The sequence below is a fragment of the Wolbachia endosymbiont (group A) of Melieria omissa genome (genome assembly GCF_964031125.1).
GTDB classification, from domain to species: Bacteria; Pseudomonadota; Alphaproteobacteria; order Rickettsiales; family Anaplasmataceae; genus Wolbachia; species Wolbachia pipientis.
In genome coordinates this window covers 673,228-699,196 of sequence record NZ_OZ035007.1, presented here as the reverse complement: position 1 = coordinate 699,196, position 25,969 = coordinate 673,228, and the positions used below count along the sequence as shown (strand labels likewise).

The window sequence follows — 25,969 nt, the reverse complement described above, 5'->3', positions numbered from 1 at the left end:
ATTACGATATTCACTAAGGGATTAGTGAGTAATGGTTATACAATATGAATGGTGGGGTATCAGACAAGGAAAAAGCTATACGCACTGCTTTCGATTTTAAGGAGCCTTACAGCGATTGGCATCAAATTTTTAAACGTCCTAATCAACAGTATAACCCTTCCAACTATGATTCGTCGAGCGAAATAAATGAACACGATATAGAAACTCAAAAGATTGAAGAAGGTGATGGCCATGATTCAGGTATTAGTTCCGATGATGAGGATGACCGGACAACTTATACAGCAGTACAATTAACTAATGATTCTCTTGATAGCCAAAGATATACAGGAATATGCATTCCAACACCAACTGATGGTTGGGCAGGTGAAAATAATCATCAGACTGGTTTATCAGGTGATTTGCCAGACGTGAGTAATAATCCACAAATTTTTGAAAGTACTGATTCAGTAGAGCATAATTCTACCTGCAATGATCATGTAATTTGTGATTCAGGTCACAATTCTGACGATGAGGATCAGATTCCAGAGGACTTTCCTTCAAGGAAACGAGTACGATCGATTGAAATTGATCAGTTTGAACCGTTGTACAAGAAGAGGAAAATAGAAGCACAAAATAATCAAAAATATACAGAAAATGTATGTAATCCAACAAATGGTGGTTTGTTAGATGAAAGTGATAATCAACAGATTTCTGAAGATACAGAAATAACTTCTGATTGTAATCCAGATGATTCAGATCCAAAAGGGAATGAGGGCTATGGTTCAGATGGTTCTTGTGAAAGTAAAGAAAATTTGACAAAGGGCGCTGGTGGTAGTAATCAGACTTTTGAAGGTGAACAGAAAAGCTCAGAATTTCCGAAAGTTAACAATTGGTCAGATAGTGATGGGAACTCAGAAGACAGTTCGGACTGTGGTGATGATCATACGCGTCAAGTTAAGGAAATAAAGGTATGAAAGAGATAGAATAATAAGGTATAAGTTCTCCCAGATATACTTTTAGTGAGAGAACCAATGAATAAAATAACTTGCTTATCAAAAAAGCTCAAAGAATTTTTTAATGAAAAAGCAGAGAAAATCTCAATTACAACAAGGTTTATAAAAAGAAAGAGAAAGCTAAAAGGTTCATCATTCGTAAAAGCCATGGTCTTGGGTAATATAGGAGTTGATAATTGTAGCGTAGAAACAATGTGTCAATTACTAAACGAGGACTCGATAGATATAACAAAACAAGGTTTGGATTTTAGATTTACTGAAGAAGCAGTGGAATTTATGAAAAGGATGTATAATGAATCTGTGATTCTCTTTAAAAATATCTTGCAAGTTGATTGCAAAATCTTACAGCAATTTAATAGTGTTAAATTATTGGACAGTAGCTATATTACTCTACCTAACAGTATGGAAGAGATGTATAAAGGTTATGGTACTAGCTACAGTGGCTATGAAAGCAATACTAAGTCTGGAATAAAGTTACAATTAGTTTTCGACTACATGAATCAGATAATAGACCAACTTAATTTAACGGAGGGGGTAAGATCAGACCAGGGATATAGGAAACATTTAAGTAATATATTAAGCAATGATTTGCTAATATCTGATCTCGGTTATTTTGTGCCAAGTTCTTTTAAACAAATCAATGAAATAGGAGCTTATTTCATAAGTCGTTATAAATCCGATACCAACATATATGATGTAGAAACAAATCAAAAAATGGAGTTATTAGAATGTTTAGAGGATAAGTTATTTTTAGAAAACGAGGTATTGTTAGGAAAAGAAGCAAAAATTAGAGTAAGAATTATATGTCAGAAACTAACTGAAGAACAGTCTATGGCCAGAAGAAGGAAAGCTAATAGATTAGCAAGATCGCAGGGATATACATCCTCTAAAAGAAATCAAAAATTGTTGAACTGGTCAATATTTATAACTAATGTTCCAGAAAATAAAATTAGTGCTGAGCAAGTATTAACGATTTACAGAGTAAGGTGGCAAATTGAGTTATTATTTAAATTGTATAAAAGCCATATCAGGCTTGATAAGCTAAAAGGAAAGCCATGCAGAGTATTATGTGAACCATACGCGTCAAGTTAAGAGATTGTGAGCAAATTTAGAGAGGTTAAAGTGGATACTCTAGCCCTTCTACGTTTGTCTTTTAATGAAAATCGCGACCAAGTTATAGTGAGTTTTTTAAGAAATGCTTTTAAACTATTAATTTTGGTTAATACTAAAAATAACTCTCTAACCCGCCTTTTTAGCTCAATAAATGCCTTTGTTAAGCTAAGTTCTGTATTCTTTTTCACTTCTGTGCAACCAACTATGCCGTGAAATATAAGAATTGCGCACAATTTAGCATATAGTTCACATAATCATACGCGTCAAGTTAAGAGATTGTGAGCAAATTTAGAGAGGTTAAAGTGGATACTCTAGCCCTTCTACGTTTGTCTTTTAATGAAAATCGCGACCAAGTTATAGTGAGTTTTTTAAGAAATGCTTTTAAACTATTAATTTTGGTTAATACTAAAAATAACTCTCTAACCCGCCTTTTTAGCTCAATAAATGCCTTTGTTAAGCTAAGTTCTGTATTCTTTTTCACTTCTGTGCAACCAACTATGCCGTGAAATATAAGAATTGCGCACAATTTAGCATATAGTTCACATAATACTCTGCATGGCTTTCCTTTTAGCTTATCAAGCCTGATATGGCTTTTATACAATTTAAATAATAACTCAATTTGCCACCTTACTCTGTAAATCGTTAATACTTGCTCAGCACTAATTTTATTTTCTGGAACATTAGTTATAAATATTGACCAGTTCAACAATTTTTGATTTCTTTTAGAGGATGTATATCCCTGCGATCTTGCTAATCTATTAGCTTTCCTTCTTCTGGCCATAGACTGTTCTTCAGTTAGTTTCTGACATATAATTCTTACTCTAATTTTTGCTTCTTTTCCTAACAATACCTCGTTTTCTAAAAATAACTTATCCTCTAAACATTCTAATAACTCCATTTTTTGATTTGTTTCTACATCATATATGTTGGTATCGGATTTATAACGACTTATGAAATAAGCTCCTATTTCATTGATTTGTTTAAAAGAACTTGGCACAAAATAACCGAGATCAGATATTAGCAAATCATTGCTTAATATATTACTTAAATGTTTCCTATATCCCTGGTCTGATCTTACCCCCTCCGTTAAATTAAGTTGGTCTATTATCTGATTCATGTAGTCGAAAACTAATTGTAACTTTATTCCAGACTTAGTATTGCTTTCATAGCCACTGTAGCTAGTACCATAACCTTTATACATCTCTTCCATACTGTTAGGTAGAGTAATATAGCTACTGTCCAATAATTTAACACTATTAAATTGCTGTAAGATTTTGCAATCAACTTGCAAGATATTTTTAAAGAGAATCACAGATTCATTATACATCCTTTTCATAAATTCCACTGCTTCTTCAGTAAATCTAAAATCCAAACCTTGTTTTGTTATATCTATCGAGTCCTCGTTTAGTAATTGACACATTGTTTCTACGCTACAATTATCAACTCCTATATTACCCAAGACCATGGCTTTTACGAATGATGAACCTTTTAGCTTTCTCTTTCTTTTTATAAACCTTGTTGTAATTGAGATTTTCTCTGCTTTTTCATTAAAAAATTCTTTGAGCTTTTTTGATAAGCAAGTTATTTTATTCATTGGTTCTCTCACTAAAAGTATATCTGGGAGAACTTATACCTTATTATTCTATCTCTTTCATACCTTTATTTCCTTAACTTGACGCGTATGGTGTACCTAACACTGCTATGAAGGAACCTAGCTTAGGTTGCGTTGCTAACATAGCAAGGGGGGGATAAGCTTGCAGAGATAAAATGATGGGCCAAATTGGCAGTATTTCGCTTTTGTAATGTACTTCAAAATGTTAGTATGCAAGCTAGATAGAACTTAATTGACAGACAAGAATTAACTGATGGAAAAATTGACATAATCAAACAATCACAGAATAAACTAGTGAATTTTTTGAAAAGTATATAAAATTCAAGTTTAAGTAAATAGCATGGCACTTAGACTCATTCCAGATAACCTCAATATCAAGTTTAGTAAATATAGAAATTTGACAGCACTCGTTAGCATTATTCTTATCATCTTTTCAATGCTCATTGTTGTACTGCGTGGAGTGAACTTAGGCATAGACTTTGCAGGCGGAATTTTGATAGAGATAAAATCTTCAGATGAGAATCACTCTATTCTCGATGCATTAAAAGAAAATGGTTTTACAGTGCAGAGTTCAAAAGCGGGTGATAATTTAGTCATGCGTTTTAAAGATGAAGGAGATGAAGATAAAATCAAAAAGATAAAAAGCATACTAGAAGAAAAGCTAGGTAGCTCAATAAGCTATCGTAAAATAGACTATGTTGGCCCACAAATAAGCTCAACACAAATATTTGAAGGAATGTTATCCATGTTGATCGCGATTGTTGGAATATTTTTTTACGTTTGGTTTAGATTTAATTGGCAATGTGGATTCAGTGGAATAACAGCACTGATTCATGACGTGATTTTAACTGTTGGTTTTATTAGCCTAACTGGCATTGAGTTTAATATTTCATCAGTTGCAGCTCTCCTCACTGTCATTGGTTATTCAATCAATAACTCAGTAATTATATATGATCGGATTCGAGAGTATCGCAGGAGTGGTAAAAGTGGGCGGATGAGTGAGGTAGTAGATGCAAGTATCAACGCTACATTATTTCGCACTATATTAACTTCTGGTACAACCCTTCTTGCTGCTCTTCCTTTGGTATTAATCTGCACAGATGCAGTGAGAGACTTCAGCTTGATCATTTTTTTTGGTATTTTGATTGGCACTTGTTCTGCAATATTTATTTCTGCTCCTATATTGACCTACAGAGCTTTGATAAGTAGATTGTAGAAGTGTTTAGTCGCGGTATAATATCAACTTATTATCTCTTATAGTGAAATGAAAATACCTTAAAAAGCTCATTCCAAGTAGTGAATGAGACATAGAATGAGTGTTAACGCTTGCCTGTACATCATTAATCAAAAAATTTCCTATTTTAACTTGAGGTATTTGAACCACTCCAGCTTTTATTTGACCTTTCGCAGTTTCATATATTTTAAAATCCTGAACATTTTGTAAGTTAATACCAACATGTAATGTGTCTTTTTGTGATAGAACAATATCGGTTGCTCCAGTATCAAGCAAAAACGTTATATTGCGATCATTGACTTGAGCCTGAATATAAAAGTGTCCATCATATGACTTCGTAAATTCAATACTTCCACTATTCTGACCGCTATTTTGAATTCTTCCTTTATATGGTAAAAAAGTACTGAGAAATCTGTCGCTTAGTTTGTCCCTTTGTGAATCAATAAGCATTGCAGTAGTGGCTATTATTAGCAACCAAATAACTAGATTTTTCACCGCGTTCATATTGTTAAAATTTGAAGCTATTAAAATAAATTTTAAAGATCAGCGTTAAAAGTTATTATTAAAAATAAGTAAATTTCATTGTTTTAGTACAATATTTAGTATACACTTTAAGAAGATATGTTTGATTTAATTTCATGTCAGAAGCAAAAAGTTTAATTTTGGCAGCTATCCTTTCCATGTTAATCATGGTGTCTTGGCGTATTATTTATGATAATTTTTTTAGTACAAACCAAAATCAGCCATTGATTGAAAATATTGAACATATCGAATCTTTTAACGACCTTGCTCCTATAATACACCAAAATCGTTCTGAAATTATTAATTCTACTCGAGAACAGAGGGTTAGTTTAACCAATAACATGATTAAAGGATCAATTTCTCTGAAAGGTGCAAGGTTTGATGACTTAATTTTAACTAATTACCACTTAGAACCGAGTTCTTCTTCTCCACAAGTGGTGTTACTGTCACCTGCAGAATCAAAAGATGTATATTTTGCAGAATTTGGGTGGCTCGATCCGAGTAACAAGATTAAAGTTCCAGATTCTAAAGCAGTCTGGCGAGCAGATAAACTTAATCAAAAAGAGGTCAATTTATCTTGGGACAATGAGAATGGCATTTTATTTAGAATGAAAATTAACCTCGACGATAATTACATGTTTAAAGTTGAGCAAGTTGTTGAAAATAATACAAAGGATAATGTAGTTTTGGTTCCTTATGGTAAAATTAACCGTAAACGTGACAATATCAACGAATCTTATTGGATATCCCATGAAGGAGTACTGGGTGCATTTGATAATAAACTAGAGGAGTGGACATATAAGGATATTTCCAAAAAACATTTAATAAAAGCAAGCACGAGTGAAAAAAATTGGTTTGGTTTTGCTGATAAATACTGGCTCACAGCCATCATACCTGAAAAATCTGATAAAATAAATGTAAGCATTAAACACACAAACGTTAATAATACTGATAAATTCCAAGTAGATTTTGTCAAACCTTACAAGAGCATACTTCCTGGTGCAAGCGTTTCTAATGTGAATTATTTTTTTGCTGGAGCAAAAAAGTTGAATTTACTGGATTCTTATAAGGACACTCTCAATATACCCCTGTTTGATAAAGCTGTAGATTTTGGTGTTCTTTACTTTATAACTAAACCAGTGTTTTTACTGCTTGAATATTTTAACTTCGTTTTAAAAAATTTTGGCTTAGCAATATTATTGCTGACTTTAGTAATCAAACTTTTGATGCTTTCCTTATCTAATAGATCATATATTTCGATGTTTAAGGTAAAAAGCCTGCAGCCTGAATTAACTCGTATAAAAGAGTTGTATAAAAATGACAGCTTAAAGCAGCATAAAGAGACAATTGCATTGTTTAAGAGAAACAACGTAAATCCAATGTCGAGCATTTTTCCCATGCTAATACAAATACCGGTATTTTTTGCTCTATATAAAGTATTATTTGTTACTATAGAGATGAGGCATGCTCCTTTTTTTTTATGGATTAAGGATCTTTCAGCTCCTGACCCAACGAACATCTTTACATTATTTGGGTTGTTTAATTATAACTTTCCTATTTCTATAGGCATTTTACCTATAATTTTCGGTGCCACCATGATAATTCAGCAGAAGCTAAGTGAGAAAGATCAAACCAGTAAAGATGATATTCAAGTAAATGTTATGAAGTTTTTACCTTACATTTCTGTCTTTATTTTTTCTTCTTTTCCTGCCGGCCTGGTAATATATTGGATATTTAGTAATATTATAACTCTAATTCAACAGTCATTAATAAAGTTGTTTTTAACAAAAAAAGTGGTAGTAAATGTCGAGAATACTAATAGTTAATTCGATTTATTATACTGAAATAGCGAACCTTTTGCTTGAAGGTGCAATTGATAAATTAAAAGGCAGTAATGCCAGTTACGATGTAGTTGAGGTTCCTGGTACATTTGAGATACCAGCTACAATTCTTTTTGCAGTCAAGAGTGGGCATACTAATTATGATGGTTATTTAGCTCTTGGGTGCGTAATTCGCGGTGAAACCGATCATTATCAATATGTTTGTAAAGGAGTAATTGAAGGCTTAAATGAGGTTGTTATGCATTATGCAATACCCCTTGGTATGGGTGTAATTACCGCTGACAGCAAAGATAAAGCACTAGTTAGAGCTGATAAAAACAAAAAGAACGTTGGTGGCCATGCAGCCTCAACTGTTTTGCGTATGATAGATTTACACAATAAATTAAAATAATGGAGGAAAAACCAGTAGATAAAAAGTGGCGCATAAAAAGAAGCACGGCAAGATTTCTTGCTGTACAAATTGCTTATTCAAATATTTTCGTAGGTTACAACAAAAGCACTTTTAAACTGGAAAATTGTGAGCTTAAGGACTACATAAATAAGTTGAAAGATATATTTGAATGTGAAGAATTTGAACATCAGTTCTTAGAAAACTTGTTATATAAGGTTATAAAAAGCAGTGAAGAATATGATAAAATAATAGAGTCTTATTTACACCCAAGTTGGTCCCTTTCACGGTTAAATCTTATAAGCTTATCTATTTTGCGTGTTGCAATATGTGAGTTAGCTAATTGTGATACGCCAGTTCCAGTTGTCATTAATGAATATACTAACATTGCATCTGATTTACTTGATAAACCAAGCGAAATAGGTTTTATTAATGGGTTATTGGATAAGGCAAAAGATGCAGTTAAATTAAATAAAAATCCTTAGCAATTATAGCCAGCAAGCACAAGGTGTCATCCGAGTAGCTGCTGTATGAACATTGTCTACCAGATCCCAGTTCTTGACACTGGAATGGCTTTGTTGCATAGCAACTGAAAAAATCTGGTGGCTACTGACAAAATTCATTATAAAATAGCCATTTAACCTTGAAAGAAAAAATATGCCACAAAAAATGAGGGTCAGTAACCATAGCGAATATAACAAATTTCTAGAAAAAAGAGGAAATATTTTTCATTATATCAACGAAGCCATAGAAAAGTGGTACGAGAATGGTCCAAAAATACCAGGTGGCAACAATATTTATAGCGATAAAGTTGTAATTTTGGTGCACATAATAACTTGTTTATTTAGAATAGGCCTGAGGCAAACAGTTGGGTTTATAGCAGGATACCTTGAGCAAATTGGGAAAAATTTGCAAGTTATCAGCTATTCACAATCATCAAGAAGGTTTAAGAAACTCAATATTAAGATCAATGGTTGCAGAAAATAATATGGAAGATATCGAAATTGCTATAGACAGTACAGGAATTAGTATATACAACAACACTCCTGGTCATAGCAAAGAAAATAGCGAAGATAGAAAGTATCGCAGCTATGAACAGACAAGAAAATTGCATGTAATGTTGAATACAAACAGCAAAAAAGCCATAGCTGTAAAATACAGTAACGGCTGATCACTATGGAGCTTGTGATTTGCTAAAAGAAGTCGATTTTCAGTATGTCATAAAAGTACTATATGCAGATAGGGCATATGACAGAGAAAAGCTCTATAAGCTGTGTAATCAATATGGTATAAAAACGAAAATTCCTCCGAAAAACAACGCAGCAGAGCATCCAAAGTTAGACTATATGGCTGAGAGAAATGCTGCAATTAGACTAATAAAATCATGCAGCGAAGATGGAATGAAGAGGTGGAAAAGGCAAACAAACTACGGAAAAAGATCTTATATAGAAAGTTTTTTCTCGCGACTGAAACAAACATTCGGGTTTAGTTTTAGGAATAAATCTGAGACAAATAGAGAGAAGGAACTACTTGTTAAATGCTATTTGCTCAATAAGTTCACTGATATTGGTATGGCTAAATTTGAGATAGCTTCATAAATTTATTGTGCGTTACCTACTATCCGAAGAGCGATGCAACAAAGCCCACTGGAATCCAGAAAAATTGATTGTGCACTATACAACATTTTCGATCAAAAGCTGGATCCCAGTGGGCTTTGTTGCATCGCTCAAGTGAAAAGAACTGGCAGTTACTGACAAAATTCATTATAAATAGCCATTTAACTGTTGAAGAAAAAATATGCCACAAAAAATGAGAGTCAGTAACTGCCATGAATATAACAAATTTCTCCAAGAAAGAGGACGCATTTTTTGTTATATCAATGACGCCATAGAAAATTGGTACGAGAATTGTCCAAAAATGCAGGGCGGCAACTATATTTATAGTGATAAAGTTGTGATTTTGGTGCATATAATCGTCAGTTTCTTTAGAATTGGTTTAAGACAAACAGTCGGGTTTATAAAAGGGTATTTGTAACAAATAGGAAGAGATTTGGCAGTTATCAGCTATTCACAAGCATCAAGAAGGTTTAAGAAACTTAATATTAAGATAAATGATTGCAGAAAATAATATGGAAGATATCGAAATTGCTATAGACAGTACAGGAATTAGTATATACAACAACACACAGCAAGGAAAATAGCACTGACAGAAAATATCGTGGCTATGAGCAAACGAGAAAATTGCACGTAATGTTGAATATAAACAACAAAAAAGCCATAGCTGTAAAATACAGTAACGGTGTCTACTCTGATCACTATGGAGCTTGTGATTTGCTAAAAGAAGTTGATTTTCAGCATTCCATAAAAGCACTATATGCAGATAGAGCATGTGATCATACGCGTCAAGTTAAGGAATGTAGAGAGCTTAAAGTAGATACCCTGGTCTTCCTATATCTGTCTTTCAAAGAAAACTTTGACCAGATTATAGTAAGCTTTTTTAGAAAAATTTTTAAATTATTGACAATATTGTTTAATATCAAAAAGAGCTCTCTAACCCGCCTTTTCAATTCAATAAATGCCTTTGTTAAACTGAGCTCCGTGTTCTTTTTTAGTTTTACACAGCCAACCATTTCGTGAAATACGAGAATAGCACATAATTTTGCGTATAGCTCGCACAATACTCTAAATGGATTTGTCTTTCCTTTTAGTTTATCAAGATTGATATGACTTTTATATAGTTTAAATAGTAATTCGATTTGCCATCTTACTCTATAAACCGTCAATATTTGTTCAGCATTAATTTTACTCTCTGGAACATTAGTTATAAATATTGACCAATCTAATAACTTTTGATTCTTTTGAGAAGATGTATATCCATGTGACTTTGCTAATTTATTAGCCTTTCTTCTTCTAGCCATAGACTGTTCTTCAGTTAGCTTTTGACATATAATTCTTACCTTAATTTTTACTTCCTTTCCTAATAATACTTCTTTTTCTGAAGATAATTGACCTTCTAAATACTCCAATAGCTCTATTTTTTGATTTGTTTCTATATCATATATATTGGTATCAGACTTATAACGACTAACAAAATATGCACCTGCTTCATCAATCTGTTTAAAAGAACTAGGCACAAAGTAGCCCAAGTCAAATATTAGCAAATCATTGGCTGATAAACCGTTCAGATAATCCCTATAACCTTGATCCGACCTTATTCCTTCCATAAAATTTAACTTATCTAGCGCTTGATTCAGGTAATCAAAGACTAACTGTAGCTTTATTCCTGATTTGGTATTATTCTCACAATCTCTATAGCTACTGCCATATCCTTTGTACATATCTTCCATGCTACTGGGCAGGCTAATGTAGCTGCTATCCAATAATTTAACGCTTCCAAATTGCTGTAAAATTTTGCAATCAATCTGTAGACTTTTTTTAAATAAACACAAAGCTTCGTTATACATTTTTTTCATGAACTCAACTGCTTCTTCACTAAACCTAAAATCTAAACCCTGTTTTGTAATTTCTATCGAGTCTTCATTTAGCAATTGGCACATTGTTTCTATGCTGCAATCATCAACTCCTATGTTACCAAAAACCATAGCTTTTATGAATGATGAGCCATTAAGTTTTCTCTTTCTTTTTATAAAACCTACTGCAATTGATATTTCGTCTGCTTTTTCATTAAAGAATTCATTGAGGTCTTTTGATAAGCAAGCTATTCTGTCCATTGTAAGTTCTCTCATTCATATATCCAAGAGAATTTATACCTTATTATTTTCCTTCACTCTATCAACTTTACTTACACTTTTCCTTAACTTGACGCGTATGGTAGCTATATTACTCTACCTAACAGTATGGAAGAGATGTATAAAGGTTATGGTACTAGCTACAGTGGCTATGAAAGCAATACTAAGTCTGGAATAAAGTTACAATTAGTTTTCGACTACATGAATCAGATAATAGACCAACTTAATTTAACGGAGGGGGTAAGATCAGACCAGGGATATAGGAAACATTTAAGTAATATATTAAGCAATGATTTGCTAATATCTGATCTCGGTTATTTTGTGCCAAGTTCTTTTAAACAAATCAATGAAATAGGAGCTTATTTCATAAGTCGTTATAAATCCGATACCAACATATATGATGTAGAAACAAATCAAAAAATGGAGTTATTAGAATGTTTAGAGGATAAGTTATTTTTAGAAAACGAGGTATTGTTAGGAAAAGAAGCAAAAATTAGAGTAAGAATTATATGTCAGAAACTAACTGAAGAACAGTCTATGGCCAGAAGAAGGAAAGCTAATAGATTAGCAAGATCGCAGGGATATACATCCTCTAAAAGAAATCAAAAATTGTTGAACTGGTCAATATTTATAACTAATGTTCCAGAAAATAAAATTAGTGCTGAGCAAGTATTAACGATTTACAGAGTAAGGTGGCAAATTGAGTTATTATTTAAATTGTATAAAAGCCATATCAGGCTTGATAAGCTAAAAGGAAAGCCATGCAGAGTATTATGTGAACTATATGCTAAATTGTGCGCAATTCTTATATTTCACGGCATAGTTGGTTGCACAGAAGTGAAAAAGAATACAGAACTTAGCTTAACAAAGGCATTTATTGAGCTAAAAAGGCGGGTTAGAGAGTTATTTTTAGTATTAACCAAAATTAATAGTTTAAAAGCATTTCTTAAAAAACTCACTATAACTTGGTCGCGATTTTCATTAAAAGACAAACGTAGAAGGGCTAGAGTATCCACTTTAACCTCTCTAAATTTGCTCACAATCTCTTAACTTGACGCGTATGGAGCATGTGATAGGCACAAGTTTTATAAGTTGTGTAACGAATATGATATAAAGACAAAAATTCCACCAATAAACAATGCGGCAGAACATCCAGAAATAGATTATATGTCTGACAGGAATGCTGCTATTAGGTTAATAAAATTATACGGTGAAGATGGCATGAAAGAATGGAAAAAAGAAGTAAATTATGGGAAAAGATCTTATATTGAAGGGTTTTTCTCAAGATTAAAGCAAATATTCGGATTTAGTTTTAGGAATAAATCTGAGATAAATCGAGAAAAAGAACTAAATGCTATTTGCTTAATAAATTCACTGATATTGGTATGGCTAAATTTGAGATAGTTATAGCTCTTTCCATAAAAGTCCGGATGTGATAGGATAAGGGTAGATGATGATAAGGAGGTTGAATGCCAGCAGCATATAGTTATGATTTAAGAAAAAAAGCAATGGAAGCGCTAGACGAAGGAGAAAGCAGAGAAACAGTGGCAGCAAGATTTAAGATTGGAAGAACTACTTTATGGGAGTGGCAGCAAAGAAGAAAAGAAACAGGAGACTTTCAATCAAAAAAACTTGGAAATGGGGGTTACAATCACAAAATTACCGACTGGGATACCTTTGCCAAATTTGCCAGAGAACACGGAGGAAAGACTCTATCGGAAATGGCTAAACTTTGGAACAACGTTAGTATCCAAACGATCTATCGAGCCCTTAAAAAAATTGGATTTACGCGCAAAAAAAGACATATGGATACAAGGAAAGAAACGAAGAAAAACGTGCTGAATTTTTGAAAATTATAGCGACAAAAGAACCTAAAAACTTAGTGTATATAGATGAGTCTGGCATTGATAACACCGAAGACTACCCCTACGGATATTGCCAGAAAGGACAGCGGTTTTATGCCTTAAAATCTGGAAAGAAAACTCAACGAATCAGTATGGTTGCAGCCTTAAGTGGAAGAAAGATAGTTGTTCCGTTAACCTTTGAAGGCCACTGTAATATGGATGTTTTTAATGGATGGTTTGAGCAATTTTTGACACCGATCTTGGAACCTGGACAGACTGTCATTCTTGACCATACGCGTCAAGTTAAGGAAATAAAGGTATGAAAGAGATAGAATAATAAGGTATAAGTTCTCCCAGATATACTTTTAGTGAGAGAACCAATGAATAAAATAACTTGCTTATCAAAAAAGCTCAAAGAATTTTTTAATGAAAAAGCAGAGAAAATCTCAATTACAACAAGGTTTATAAAAAGAAAGAGAAAGCTAAAAGGTTCATCATTCGTAAAAGCCATGGTCTTGGGTAATATAGGAGTTGATAATTGTAGCGTAGAAACAATGTGTCAATTACTAAACGAGGACTCGATAGATATAACAAAACAAGGTTTGGATTTTAGATTTACTGAAGAAGCAGTGGAATTTATGAAAAGGATGTATAATGAATCTGTGATTCTCTTTAAAAATATCTTGCAAGTTGATTGCAAAATCTTACAGCAATTTAATAGTGTTAAATTATTGGACAGTAGCTATATTACTCTACCTAACAGTATGGAAGAGATGTATAAAGGTTATGGTACTAGCTACAGTGGCTATGAAAGCAATACTAAGTCTGGAATAAAGTTACAATTAGTTTTCGACTACATGAATCAGATAATAGACCAACTTAATTTAACGGAGGGGGTAAGATCAGACCAGGGATATAGGAAACATTTAAGTAATATATTAAGCAATGATTTGCTAATATCTGATCTCGGTTATTTTGTGCCAAGTTCTTTTAAACAAATCAATGAAATAGGAGCTTATTTCATAAGTCGTTATAAATCCGATACCAACATATATGATGTAGAAACAAATCAAAAAATGGAGTTATTAGAATGTTTAGAGGATAAGTTATTTTTAGAAAACGAGGTATTGTTAGGAAAAGAAGCAAAAATTAGAGTAAGAATTATATGTCAGAAACTAACTGAAGAACAGTCTATGGCCAGAAGAAGGAAAGCTAATAGATTAGCAAGATCGCAGGGATATACATCCTCTAAAAGAAATCAAAAATTGTTGAACTGGTCAATATTTATAACTAATGTTCCAGAAAATAAAATTAGTGCTGAGCAAGTATTAACGATTTACAGAGTAAGGTGGCAAATTGAGTTATTATTTAAATTGTATAAAAGCCATATCAGGCTTGATAAGCTAAAAGGAAAGCCATGCAGAGTATTATGTGAACTATATGCTAAATTGTGCGCAATTCTTATATTTCACGGCATAGTTGGTTGCACAGAAGTGAAAAAGAATACAGAACTTAGCTTAACAAAGGCATTTATTGAGCTAAAAAGGCGGGTTAGAGAGTTATTTTTAGTATTAACCAAAACTAATAGTTTAAAAGCATTTCTTAAAAAACTCACTATAACTTGGTCGCGATTTTCATTAAAAGACAAACGTAGAAGGGCTAGAGTATCCACTTTAACCTCTCTAAATTTGCTCACAATCTCTTAACTTGACGCGTATGGTCATTCTTGACAATGCTACTTTTCATAAGTCTGATAAGATTATCGAGCTTGCTAAAGGGGTTGGTGCAGAAATTTTGTATCTGCCGCCTTATTCTCCAGATTTCAACAAAATTGAGCATCATTGGTTTGCTATAAAAAACAGAGCCAGGAAAAACATTCCTCTATTCGAATCCTTTCGTCGTGCTGTTGATTCTGCCTTCCTATGACCTGTTCGGACTATTATGAGAAATGCTATACATGAATTTACCATAAATCACCATCTCATAAAGTGTGATGCAACAAAGCCATCCCAGTGTCTGGGCACTGGGATGACACCCTTTTGGATGGAAACCAGTGTCAGGTACTCGGATGACACCATTTACAACCACTCTCCTACCCTTTCTAGCTGTTTATAGCTGTTAAATCTCAGGAATTTATCAAAATATGGAGAGGCAATAAAGGGTGTGGAATTACTTAAATAGTTAGATAAAAAACCAGGCAGATCATTTTTTAATTCTTGCATTTTGTATCTATAATTTTGTATAGAAATAACTTTTATTTTATCATAATCAAGTTTCCAATAAGCAAGTTCTGAGACTTCTCTTTTTGTTATATGTTCTACCGCTAAGGCTTGTAAAATTAATTGCGGAAAAAATCCCGACATTACTTCTTCATTGGAAGGTGGTGTACCAAGCTTATAGTCTATAATTGCCACTTGCCCACTTGGTAGATACTCAACTCTATCACATCTTGCTATCAGTGAAATTTCTTGTGGCTTATTTGTCATCCAAGCAGTTTCATACTGATCACAAGAACCAGTGTCACGCGCTGGAATATGAAATATCGGACAGGAAAAGTTCTTTTCCAACTCAACATAATTGCTTCGAGTTTCATCAAATTCGACAAAAGATTGAATTATCTTTTGTAGTCTTACCCACCACATATTTGAAAAATTAAACTGACTAGTCGAGAATGCTTCTCGTGCAATGCTCATTGGAGATTTTTTGTTGCGTAAATATCTTGCAAGAATGTTGTGTACCATAGTGCCAAATTCCAATATCGATGGCTTAAAATTCAAGTCTCTTAATTGTTTAAGGCCCAGTATATATTCAACGTAAAATGAATAAGGATTACGAATTAGCTTTTCTATTGCACTGCAAGACATCACCTGCATTTTTTCTTTTCTAACTTCGGTTTGAGGTTTTGGCATAGGCTGAGTACATGGAACAGTACATTCAGGCGTATTTAATATCCTTAGCCAATCACGATACGGCTGCTTCCCCTCCTTGAGTAGAATTTCCAAACGCTGCAATAGAATTGGTTTTCTATGGCTTAGCGATCTTGTAATATAAACCTTACTTGCACAAAACAAATTGTGTAAAGTATAAAAAAAATACCCCTGCTCTTCTTGCACGGAAGGAAGATTAAATTTTTCTCTCGTAAATGCATTCAAAAGCGGATTTTGAAAGCTTGGCGCTTCATTAAATCCAGCAAGTATTACAACTTTGTTGTGATATAAGCTGAATTTATTCAAGTCACTTGCTACAGAGAAAAACTCTTCCTCTAAAAATAAGGTCAGAATTTGGCTATATAACTCTAAGGAGCATTTAATTCCTACACCCTCACATGCATTTGAGAAATTACAGGTAAAATTACCTATTTCACTATTTAGCTCTGAAAAATTTATACCAGATAATATATTAATACACTGCAAATGAGTTGCTACCACATCAAAAATAGAGCAATTTATAGAACGAAGTAAAGGATTAAATATAACCTCTAACTTACTGATAATAAGTAATATATCTTCTTTGTATTTTAGCTTTTTATGGGCATTGATAGCATTTATAATATCGCTCAGGCCATTTGTACTAAAGTTGCGTAATATCTCTATTTCAAATTCAGATAAAATCCGAGTGTACTCTTCTTGAGTGTAACCAAAAGTCACTAGCCTATGTTTAAGGAGCGAAAGTAATGACACACTGCTCCAATTTGAGGTCAAAACTTCGATACTATAAAGCAGAAGCGTTATATAAGGGTAATTTTCCGGTATGGCACTGTGTTGCCTTGATAAACATGCTATACGAGCTGCAAGTAATTTATCAAAGACGACCAAAGAAATGTTTTCATAACCTTCATTTTCTATAATTAATGATGTCACTTGTGCTTCTTCCTCTCTGGAATCACAAGTGATGACTTCAATATTGCCAACATGTCCACTACTAACTTTGCTTAGATCGGCAGTTGTATCAAAGACGTAATCTAGATATTCCTCAGGACTTCCTGTTATCCCAGCCCTTTCTTCTGTCATCCCAGTGCTTGACACTGGGATCCAGTTTTCATTATACAGCCACCTGGTGCGCTCATTTAAAGTTAAGTTTTCTGGATCCCAGTGTCTGGGCACTGGAGAACACGCTTCTGGCAGAAAACTTACATCCTCTCTGCCTATACTTAAATAACCTAGCAGATCTTTCAGACAATATTGATAGTGTTTTTTATCAAGCAATTTCCAGTCTTTCTCTTTAATTTTCAAATTCAGGTTAGGCAAAATTATTTTTCCAAATGGCAGATCATATATAGCCTTAATTAACGACTTATCCTTTCCAATTCCAACAAAGATTATATATTGGTCTTTTTGTAAAGAGGTTATCATACTGTTTATGTAATCACTCTTATGTTCTAATATATCTACTACTCCTAAATCTTTTAAAATTTTATTCCATGTTTCAATAAGTAAATTTATGAAACTTTCTATTTTTTTTGAATGTTCATCGAACTCTGCCATTTGGGTATACTGAATTTTATCAAGCAATGATGGCAGGCTATAAGCTAAATCAATTGGAAAATTATCATTATTTTTTCTATTCCACTCCAATATGAATTGAATGAGTAGCAGCGTCCTTTTTGTTGGCTTGATAACTTTGACTCTATCAAGATTTAATATTAAATCCTCCTCATCGATGTTCTCTAGCGAAACTATCTCTGGCAAAATTATGCATTTTTTAGCGTTATAATTCTTGAATGCACTCAGCAGCGCTATCACATCCCTCTTGCAAGGAAGTATGATCTTTACTTCAGGGATTTTTTCTCTTTCATATTCAGAAAATATATGCTGAACCAGCACATCAAAAAGAGATTCATCCACATTAACGGTAAAAACTCTTCCCACTAACAGTAACAATTAATACAATACTTTTATTGTATAGAAATTATTCAAAATATAAACGTGCTTGTATGCTATTATATATTAAAATCTTTTATAACATTACATGACAAACATCAGAATAGAAATTTTAAATAAATGTGAGCAAGTTGGCCGCAGATGGTTAGTCAACGTTTACTCGATTTATATACACAAAGAATTACCACCAAAATTATATGAAGAAATTTGTGGGCTATTTTATAATAAAGTCATACAAGACTGCCGTTATTATTCCTACAACGAAAACCTTGAAGAAGTTCAATATGACTTCATAGAACCACAAGCTGAGTGGGGCTTGGAGATAAGCTTCTTACCTGGCATGACCGATAATGTAGGCAACACAGCAAAACAAATTGTTAGAGAGTATTTAATTAGCAAGGGCCACATTGATGAAGGCGTTCATATCAAAGCAAGAAGTTCAAAACTTATTTTGGGTAAAGGAAGCATGCCAACCGAAGATTATATAAAGCAAGAATTCAACCCTATCACTGAGTATTGCACGCTTGTTTATAAAAAAAACGGCAATTGCTATTGGAGGCATTACGGTAAATATAAAAAGTTTACTCAGTATCAGTCCGTGAAAAAGGATGCTAAGCCTGTTAACCTAAATGTAAGTGACCAAGAGCTTGAAAAGATCAGCAGAGATGGAATCAATGGTAACGGCACTTTAGGGCTCTCTCTGGCAGCAATGAAAGCTATAAAGGATTACTTTAAAAAACTTAATAGAAATCCATATGATATTGAACTTGAGTCCCTAGCACAAACTTGGTCTGAACATTGTAAGCACAATATCTTTTGCTCTCCTATTGATGAAATAAAAGATGGCCTATACGCACATTATATTAAGCGTGCAACGCGTGAGATAAATTCTGACATATGTGTGTCAGTTTTCTCCGACAATGCCGGAGGAATAATTTTTAATGACGATTACTTAATCGTAGATAAAGTTGAAACTCACAATAGCCCTTCGGCGCTTGATCCGTTTGGTGGAGCAATGACCGGAGTGCTTGGAGTTAATCGCGATATAGTGGGTTTCGGGAAAGGCGCGGAGCCTATAATGAATACCTATTACTTTTGCTTTGCCAAAGAAGCAAAAGGCAAGTTTTATAGGGACAAAGAGCGCACTGATGAGATCTTACCGCCAAAATATATAATGAAAGAAGTGATCCACGGTGTTAATGTTGCTGGTAATTGCTCTGGTATTCCAACGCAACTTGGATCGGTATATTTTGACGATAGATTTTGTGGCAAGCCGTTAGTTTTTGTTGGCAGTGTCGGAATTATTCCGCGCAACATAAATAACGCACCTTCACACATCAAAGGGCCTAAAAACAGCGATAAAATCGTAATTATTGGCGGAAGAGTTGGAAGAGAAGGAACTCACGGTGCAACGTTTTCTTCAGAGGCTTTGTCGGGAAACAGCCCTTCAACGATTGTGCAAATTGGTGACCCTATAACACAAAAAAAACTATCCAATGCCGTCATAAAAGCAAGAGATCTTGGTCTTTATAATGCAATAACGGACAATGGAGCAGGTGGGCTGTCGTCGTCTATTGGTGAAATGGGAAAAGACGGATTTGAAGTTGATTTGAGCAAGGTTCTCCTTAAAAACGATGGTATGGCTCCGTGGGAAATATGGATATCAGAATCACAAGAGAGAATGACCTTAGCAGTGCCAGAAGAAAATCTCCCTATGTTTAAGCAAATCATGAAAAAACATGATGTGGAGGTTTGTGTGATTGGAGAGTTTAATGAGAGTGGTAAAGCCGTTGTTAAATGTCCTAAAGGGACAGTAATAATGGATATCGGAACTGAATTTCTGCATGATGGTAATCCTAAAATGCATTTACAGACAAAGCCGTGGTCTAAGGGGCTTCCAGCGCCACGCGCTGGAATGACAACAAGTTCGCCTTCTTTAGAAATTGAATTAAAAGAAATGTTAAGCAGACCAAACATTTGCAGTAAAGAGTTCATAGTGGTGCAATATGATCATGAGGTTCAAGGGTCGTCAGTGCTGAAACCACTGCAGGGCAAGGGAAGAGTGTGCAGTGAAGCTATTGTTTCAAGACCAATCCTTTCTTCAAATAAAGGTGTTGTAAAATCGCAAGGATTTGGCTCAAGTTATGGAGAAATTGACACCTACCACATGGCAGCATGTGCAATTGACACCGCGATACGCAACTATGTAGCCGCAGGAGGAAATATAAATCATCTAGCGTTGCTCGACAATTTTTGTTGGTGTGATGCTTATAATCCAGAAAGGTTGTGGCAACTAAAGAGAGCTGCAGAGGCTTGTTACGACTTTGCAACTGCATTTAAAACACCATTCATATCCGGAAAAGATAGTATGTTTAACGACTTTAAGGGATATGATGAAAATGGCGAGAAAGTGATGATATCTGCACCACCTTCATTACTCATCTCAGCAATTGGAATTATAGAAGATATTGAAAATGCGGTATCGCTTGATGTAAAAATGCCAGGAGACTTAATATACGTGCTTGGAGAAACACTTGATGAACTTGGTAGATCTGAATATCAGTTATATAGTGGAATAGGTAATAACAACGTACCAAAAGTTGATGCAAAGAGCGCTAGGAAGTTGTATGAGCGTTACAACCAGGCAATAAAAGATGGCATAATTGCCTCTGCAATTGCACCAAACTTAGGCGGATTAGTTATTGCTCTGGCAAAATCGCTAATTGCAGGAGATCTCGGTGCTGAAATCGATCTTTCACTAGTGCCAATAGGAAAAATACAAAATACAGACATAATAAACAAGATAATAATGTTTTCTGAATCGCAAAGTAGAATTTTGGTTACTATTGCACCACACAATCAGAAGAGGTTTGAAGAATTGTTTGAAGGTGCAGTTTATTCATGTATTGGCAAAGTAACAGAGAAAAAGGTGCTAAACATAAAGGATGTTTTAAAAGTAGATCTGAAAGATGTGGCATGCTAATATAAAATATTTTTCTTATTATGCTAAATAACTCTTTTACTATATGTAATGTTTATTTAGAATGAATGTATGTTATTAATTTTGGGTAGGTAATTATGTCTATTTTATCGATACTCCTGTTTATCAGTCTTTCTTTACTCAACACTTCAAATAAATTGATGATATGTGCTGCCTTATTTGTGGGAGCTGCTTTAGTTGTAAATTCAATGGTTGAATTTTATGGCAGAAGCAAAGCTACGTACAACTTAATAGTGTGTACAGCGCTATGTTGTGTTTTTAAATGGCAAAGTTTTAATTTGATGATATTGATTTCATATACTGCAATTTTAGTATCTCTTCTCTCAAGCATAATTATTTTTGAAAAATTGAAGTCCAAGTTGAATTTTCATATGGCAAATTTCATTACTTTAATTATAGCATCAGTGGTTGATAGTGCCGTTGTATGTGTTGGATTACTATACAAATTTTCTGCAGGTAAATGCTTATCAATATACATTAGAGATTTAATTTTTAAGTTTTCTTATGTGTCAGTATTGAGCATCTGCTTGTTTGTAGGAATGTATTTATTTTGCTTGGCGAACAAGAAGTATTTTAAGATTTCCACATAACCTGTTTTCTGATATAGCTAAACTGACTTTGGGTCCTGGGGGTGTATTTGGTGGTCCTAATACGTAACAACAGTTTAGAATTTATAGGTAGCCTAAACCCACAACTGTACAAACACTATGATTTGAGCCTATCAGGGGGGTGTCATTCCAGTGCCCAGACACTGGAATCCAGAAAAAAGAATGGTGTCATCCCAGTGCTTGACACATAGCTGTACGAACATTCATTTTTGAAGGTAAATTGCACAGCAAATGGTGTCATTCCAGTCTGGAATCCAGAAATTTTGCTTATAACTGAGCTGATGAGCTAAAGGTAGTTGTCTTACGCTAAAACAAACGTTTTTAATTAAGTTGCATAGAACCAGTGTCTGGGCACTGGTCCACTGGTGGGAATTGCTCCTAAACTACAACGTTCGTACAGCTATGTGCTTGACACTGGGATGACATCATAGGGGCACTGGCCTACTTAACCGTCATACCGTCGCGGTATCTCAGCCGCTAACAAGTAGCGGAATGACGATTTATCAAACGCTGCTTAATTTTCCGTAACAGTTGAAAAAATCAATAGAAAATCAATATATCACTATAAATTCACGTATTTTGAGGCTATAATGGTTAATACGCTATATGGTATAATATGGACGATTTTATCAGAGTTAAGGGCGCAAGGGAACATAATCTGCAAGGTGTAGACGTCAATATACCGAAAAATAAGCTAGTTGTTATAACTGGGCTAAGTGGTTCTGGCAAGTCTAGCCTTGCATTTGATACGATTTATGCAGAGGGCCAACGCCGGTACGTTGAAAGCCTGTCAGCTTACGCGCGTCAATTTCTCAACATTCAGGATAAACCAGATGTTGAGTCGATTACAGGTCTCTCTCCTGCAATATCTATCAACCAGAAATCGATCTCAAAAAATCCAAGGTCAACAGTTGGAACTGTTACCGAAATTTACGATTACTTGCGCTTAGTATATGCACGAATAGGAGTTCCTTATTCACCTGCAACTGGATTACCAATAACAAAACAAACGGTGTCTCAAATTGTAGATACTATAATTGCGTTACCTTTAGAAACTAAGATATATATACTTGCCCCTGTTGTGCGTGGTAGAAAGGGAGAACATCTTAAAGAGATATTGGAAATTAAAAGACAAGGTTACGTAAGGTTCAAAATAGATGGTGAAGTGTACAATGTAGATGACTTGCCTAAACTCGATAAGAACAAGAAACACGACATTTTTGTGGTTGCAGATAGAATATCAATATTGGGCGATATAGGAAATCGACTGCCAAGTAGTATAGAATCCGCACTAAAACTTGGTAATGGTCTAATGTATGTAGAAATAGTAAACCTACCTGACAACCATAATTCCGAGTATAAAAATGGTCAAATTCTGACTTTTTCAGAGAATTTTGCATGCCCCGAGTCTGGTTTCACTCTTGAGGAAATAGAACCAAGATTATTTTCTTTTAACAGCCCTTACGGTGCATGTGGTTCGTGTAATGGGCTTGGTAAAAAGCTGGCTATTGATGTGAAGCTGATAGTGCCAGATGAAACTCTTTCAATATCTGAAGGCGCTTTAAAGCCAGTGGGATCAATGTTCCGTCAAGTGCACACAGGTTATGGATTTTTAAAAAGTGCAATTCTATCACTGGCTGAAAATTGTAAATTTAGCCTTGATGTTCCGTGGAAGAACATAGATCAAGAAGTAAAAGATATGATACTCTTTGGCTTCGGTAAATTTCAAGGTTTGGTCAGTATCTTAGAAAACCAGATGGATTATGATGAAACGCTTGTTGAGCGATATTGCTCTGTTACTCACTGCAGAGAATGCACTGGCTATAGATTGAGAAAAGAAGCGCTTACAGTAAAAATTGATAGCAAACATATAGGTGAAATATCAGGGCTCAGCATCGATGAATCCCTTAAATGGTTTGAAAATTTGCCAGACAAGCTCACAGAACAACAGAAGCAAATCTCAAGTAAAATATTAAATGAAATAATCAAGAGGCTAGCATTTTTAAAGAATGTAGGGTTGAATTACCTAACGCTTGATCGAGAATCTAGCACTCTCTCTGGCGGTGAGAGTCAGAGGATCAGACTTGCTTCACAAATTGGCTCTGGTTTAACAGGAGTGCTGTACGTGCTTGATGAACCCTCGATAGGCCTTCATCAATGTGATAATGATCGGTTAATTGCCACACTAAAAAACTTAAGAGACATGGGTAACACTGTAATCGTTGTTGAGCATGATGAAGATACAATAATGGCTGCTGATTATGCGATTGATATTGGTCCTGGAGCTGGCGTAAATGGTGGAAAAGTTGTTGCAGAAGGAACACCAGACCAGGTGCAAAGAAATTCGGGGAGCATAACAGGGCAATATTTGAGTGGAGAGAAAAAAATTTTAATTCCAAGGAGAAGAAAGCAAGCAACTCAGTTCATAAAAGTAATAAATGCATGTGAAAATAACTTAAAAAATGTGAACGTTAAATTTCCTATAGGGAATCTTATTTGTGTTACTGGAATATCAGGAGGGGGAAAATCAAGTTTAGTCATAGAAACGTTATATAAATATTCAGCACATAAGATACATCATTCGTCTGCAAGGTATGGTCAGTGTGATAGAATAGAAGGCCTTGAATATATAGATAAAGTTATAGAAGTTGATCAGTCGCCAATTGGTAGAACTCCTGCGTCAAATCCAGCAACATATGTTGGTATGTTCACTCATATAAGAAATTGGTTTGCAGGTCTTTCGGAGTCAAAAGCAAGGGGATATAATATAGGCCGGTTTTCATTTAATACCAGAGGGGGAAGGTGTGAGGCTTGTAAGGGTGATGGGCACTTAAAGATAGAGATGCATTTTCTACCGGACGTTTATGTGAAGTGTGAGCAATGTAAAGGGCGAAGGTATAATCGGGAAACATTGGAAGTTACTTATAAAGAAAAATCAATCTCTGATGTCCTTGATATGACGATAGATCAAGCTTGTGATTTTTTTGAAAACCTTCCAATGGTAAAAGAAAAGTTGATTTCTTTGCAGGAAGTGGGGCTTGGCTATATAAAACTCGGACAGTCGTCAACAACGTTGTCTGGGGGTGAAGCACAACGAATAAAGCTGTCCAAGGAGCTATCAAAACGATTTACCGGAAGAACATTGTATATTCTTGATGAGCCAACAACTGGATTACACTTTGAAGATATAAATAACTTACTAAAAATACTCCATAGATTAGTCGATCTGGGAAACACTGTTATAGTTATCGAGCACAATTTGCACGTTATAAAAACTGCAGATTATATAATAGACATCGGACCAGAGGGCGGAATAAAAGGCGGAGAAGTGATTGCTACTGGAACTCCAGAAGAAGTGGTAAAAATTCCAGAAAGTGTTACAGGCAGGTATCTTAAAACGTATTTATTATAAACTATTTCTTAATTATATTAGGCTAGGTTGCATATTTATGATTTGGAGATAAGAATGTCAGTATATCGATACTTTAGAAGGTACGTTGAATATGGAGTTGTACCTGCTAAGAAAGCAGAAGATAACACACTAGTTCCAGAAAATAGTTTCTATAAATCTGTACGTTACGTTGATAATGTGCTAGGACCTGTGAAAGATGTAATTTGTGGAGTTGAGAGTAAAGACAATTATAACAAGTATTATCAAGATAATGATAAATGTGAATACGTGGGCCACAGAGCAGAGGGAGTGTATTCATTGTGTACACTGGGTGCTGTTTTAGCAGCCAACATAATATTGCAACCTTTATTTTTGATAGTGGCATGTTTGTCACACTTTCCAGTCAAGTTATTGTCAAAAATAACAGGGGACTATTGTTTTAAAACAGATACAAAATCATTCGTTAATTATTCAAACATATTTTTAGAAATGGGGCAAGATTGTGCTAATGCAGTAGCTAGAGTATTTAACAAGATTGTAAGTTATGCTTGCGCTGCTATCATTTGGGCTGCCGCGTCAATCATAACGCCACTTGTGTGGGCTTGTGACAAAGTGCAAAGTAAGTTGAGTGAAGTACAGAAGCCAGAAAAACATCAATTTTTATCTAAGGATAATTCAAAGACTACTTCAGTCAATGGTATACCACAAACTGAGTTATAAGTTCTGCTTTTCAGCAGCATGAACTATATTGAAATGGAATAAAAAGTGAAAGAGTGTAAGCTTAAGTTACTTTAG

13 protein-coding genes and 8 pseudogenes are annotated in these 25,969 nt (G+C 34.4%); 16 read left to right on the top strand and 5 right to left on the bottom strand.

The features are described 5' to 3' along the window. Nucleotides 1–44: 44 nt before the first annotated feature. Both ACQH2Q_RS03205 and ACQH2Q_RS03200 read left to right on the top strand, forming a co-directional pair. Nucleotides 45–953 carry a hypothetical protein gene (locus ACQH2Q_RS03205; protein ID WP_425383355.1) on the top strand — a complete coding sequence of 303 codons (909 nt, stop codon included), beginning with the start codon at nt 45–47 and terminating at the stop codon, nt 951–953. A 57-nt stretch (nt 954–1,010) separates the two neighbouring features. Continuing rightward, a pseudogene (locus tag ACQH2Q_RS03200) lies at nt 1,011–2,075 on the top strand (IS4-like element ISWen1 family transposase); the annotation flags it as partial. 5 nt (nt 2,076–2,080) lie between these two features. Here ACQH2Q_RS03200 and ACQH2Q_RS03195 read toward each other — a convergent pair. Further along, nucleotides 2,081–2,359 (bottom strand): annotated as a pseudogene (locus ACQH2Q_RS03195) (IS4 family transposase); the annotation flags it as partial. 14 nt (nt 2,360–2,373) lie between these two features. Next, a complete protein-coding gene (locus ACQH2Q_RS03190; protein ID WP_264339118.1) occupies nt 2,374–3,699 on the bottom strand; it encodes an IS4 family transposase in 1,326 nt (441 codons plus the stop codon). Between the two features lie 358 nt (nt 3,700–4,057). Between ACQH2Q_RS03190 and secF the strand changes: the two genes are divergently transcribed. Beyond that, entirely contained in the window at nt 4,058–4,933 is an 876-nt protein-coding gene (secF, locus tag ACQH2Q_RS03185; RefSeq protein ID WP_264339180.1) for a protein translocase subunit SecF, read from the top strand. 6 nt (nt 4,934–4,939) lie between these two features. On the opposite strand, the gene ACQH2Q_RS03180 is transcribed toward secF, so the two are convergent. Beyond that, on the bottom strand, nt 4,940–5,455 hold the full coding sequence (locus tag ACQH2Q_RS03180; protein ID WP_425383354.1) for a TIGR02281 family clan AA aspartic protease: 516 nt from the start codon (nt 5,453–5,455) through the stop codon (nt 4,940–4,942). A 134-nt stretch (nt 5,456–5,589) separates the two neighbouring features. On the opposite strand from ACQH2Q_RS03180, the gene yidC reads away from it, so the two are divergent. The 5 genes and pseudogenes from yidC to ACQH2Q_RS03155 all read left to right on the top strand — a co-directional run. After that, nucleotides 5,590–7,299: a membrane protein insertase YidC gene (gene yidC / locus ACQH2Q_RS03175; protein WP_264723739.1), complete on the top strand. Its 1,710-nt coding sequence runs from the start codon at nt 5,590–5,592 to the stop codon at nt 7,297–7,299. Further along, on the top strand, nt 7,277–7,705 hold the full coding sequence (locus tag ACQH2Q_RS03170; protein WP_006279647.1) for a 6,7-dimethyl-8-ribityllumazine synthase: 429 nt from the start codon (nt 7,277–7,279) through the stop codon (nt 7,703–7,705). The genes yidC and ACQH2Q_RS03170 overlap by 23 nt, the downstream gene beginning before the upstream one ends. After that, entirely contained in the window at nt 7,705–8,187 is a 483-nt protein-coding gene (gene nusB, locus ACQH2Q_RS03165; protein WP_007549265.1) for a transcription antitermination factor NusB, read from the top strand. Before ACQH2Q_RS03170 ends, nusB begins: the two co-directional genes overlap by 1 nt. Before the next feature lie 172 nt (nt 8,188–8,359). Next, nucleotides 8,360–9,300: pseudogene (locus ACQH2Q_RS03160) on the top strand (IS5 family transposase). Nucleotides 9,301–9,499: 199 nt separating this feature from the next. Continuing rightward, nucleotides 9,500–10,146, top strand: a pseudogene (locus ACQH2Q_RS03155) (transposase); the annotation flags it as partial. Here ACQH2Q_RS03155 and ACQH2Q_RS03150 read toward each other — a convergent pair. Continuing rightward, a complete protein-coding gene (locus ACQH2Q_RS03150) occupies nt 10,104–11,432 on the bottom strand; it encodes an IS4-like element ISWosp9 family transposase (RefSeq protein ID WP_155969615.1) in 1,329 nt (442 codons plus the stop codon). The pseudogene ACQH2Q_RS03155 and the gene ACQH2Q_RS03150 sit on opposite strands and share 43 nt — an antisense overlap. Nucleotides 11,433–11,534: 102 nt before the next feature. Here ACQH2Q_RS03150 and ACQH2Q_RS03145 point away from each other — a divergent pair. The 5 genes and pseudogenes from ACQH2Q_RS03145 to ACQH2Q_RS03125 all read left to right on the top strand — a co-directional run. Beyond that, nucleotides 11,535–12,500 (top strand): annotated as a pseudogene (locus ACQH2Q_RS03145) (IS4 family transposase); the annotation flags it as partial. Between the two features lie 3 nt (nt 12,501–12,503). Then, nucleotides 12,504–12,886: pseudogene (locus tag ACQH2Q_RS03140) on the top strand (IS5 family transposase); the annotation flags it as partial. Nucleotides 12,887–12,919: 33 nt separating this feature from the next. Beyond that, nucleotides 12,920–13,614, top strand: a pseudogene (locus ACQH2Q_RS03135) (IS630 family transposase); the annotation flags it as partial. Between the two features lie 60 nt (nt 13,615–13,674). Next, complete coding sequence (locus ACQH2Q_RS03130) at nt 13,675–15,000, top strand: IS4 family transposase (RefSeq protein ID WP_425383601.1); 1,326 nt, start codon at nt 13,675–13,677, stop codon at nt 14,998–15,000. Between the two features lie 13 nt (nt 15,001–15,013). Then, nucleotides 15,014–15,220 (top strand): annotated as a pseudogene (locus ACQH2Q_RS03125) (transposase); the annotation flags it as partial. Between the two features lie 152 nt (nt 15,221–15,372). On the opposite strand, the gene ACQH2Q_RS03120 reads toward ACQH2Q_RS03125, so the two are convergent. After that, a complete protein-coding gene (locus ACQH2Q_RS03120; protein WP_425383600.1) occupies nt 15,373–18,162 on the bottom strand; it encodes a WPE palindromic element domain-containing protein in 2,790 nt (929 codons plus the stop codon). Nucleotides 18,163–18,262: 100 nt separating this feature from the next. Here ACQH2Q_RS03120 and ACQH2Q_RS03115 point away from each other — a divergent pair, with 100 nt between their 5' ends. The 3 genes from ACQH2Q_RS03115 to ACQH2Q_RS03105 all read left to right on the top strand — a co-directional run bounded on the left by ACQH2Q_RS03115 (nt 18,263) and on the right by ACQH2Q_RS03105 (nt 25,894). Next, nucleotides 18,263–21,157 (top strand): phosphoribosylformylglycinamidine synthase subunit PurL, encoded by a 2,895-nt coding sequence (locus ACQH2Q_RS03115; protein ID WP_425383599.1) that lies wholly within the window; start codon nt 18,263–18,265, stop codon nt 21,155–21,157. A 1,242-nt stretch (nt 21,158–22,399) separates the two neighbouring features. Beyond that, entirely contained in the window at nt 22,400–25,195 is a 2,796-nt protein-coding gene (gene uvrA / locus ACQH2Q_RS03110) for an excinuclease ABC subunit UvrA (protein WP_155969437.1), read from the top strand. Nucleotides 25,196–25,249: 54 nt separating this feature from the next. Further along, nucleotides 25,250–25,894 (top strand): hypothetical protein, encoded by a 645-nt coding sequence (locus tag ACQH2Q_RS03105; protein ID WP_425383598.1) that lies wholly within the window; start codon nt 25,250–25,252, stop codon nt 25,892–25,894. Nucleotides 25,895–25,969: the final 75 nt, after the last annotated feature.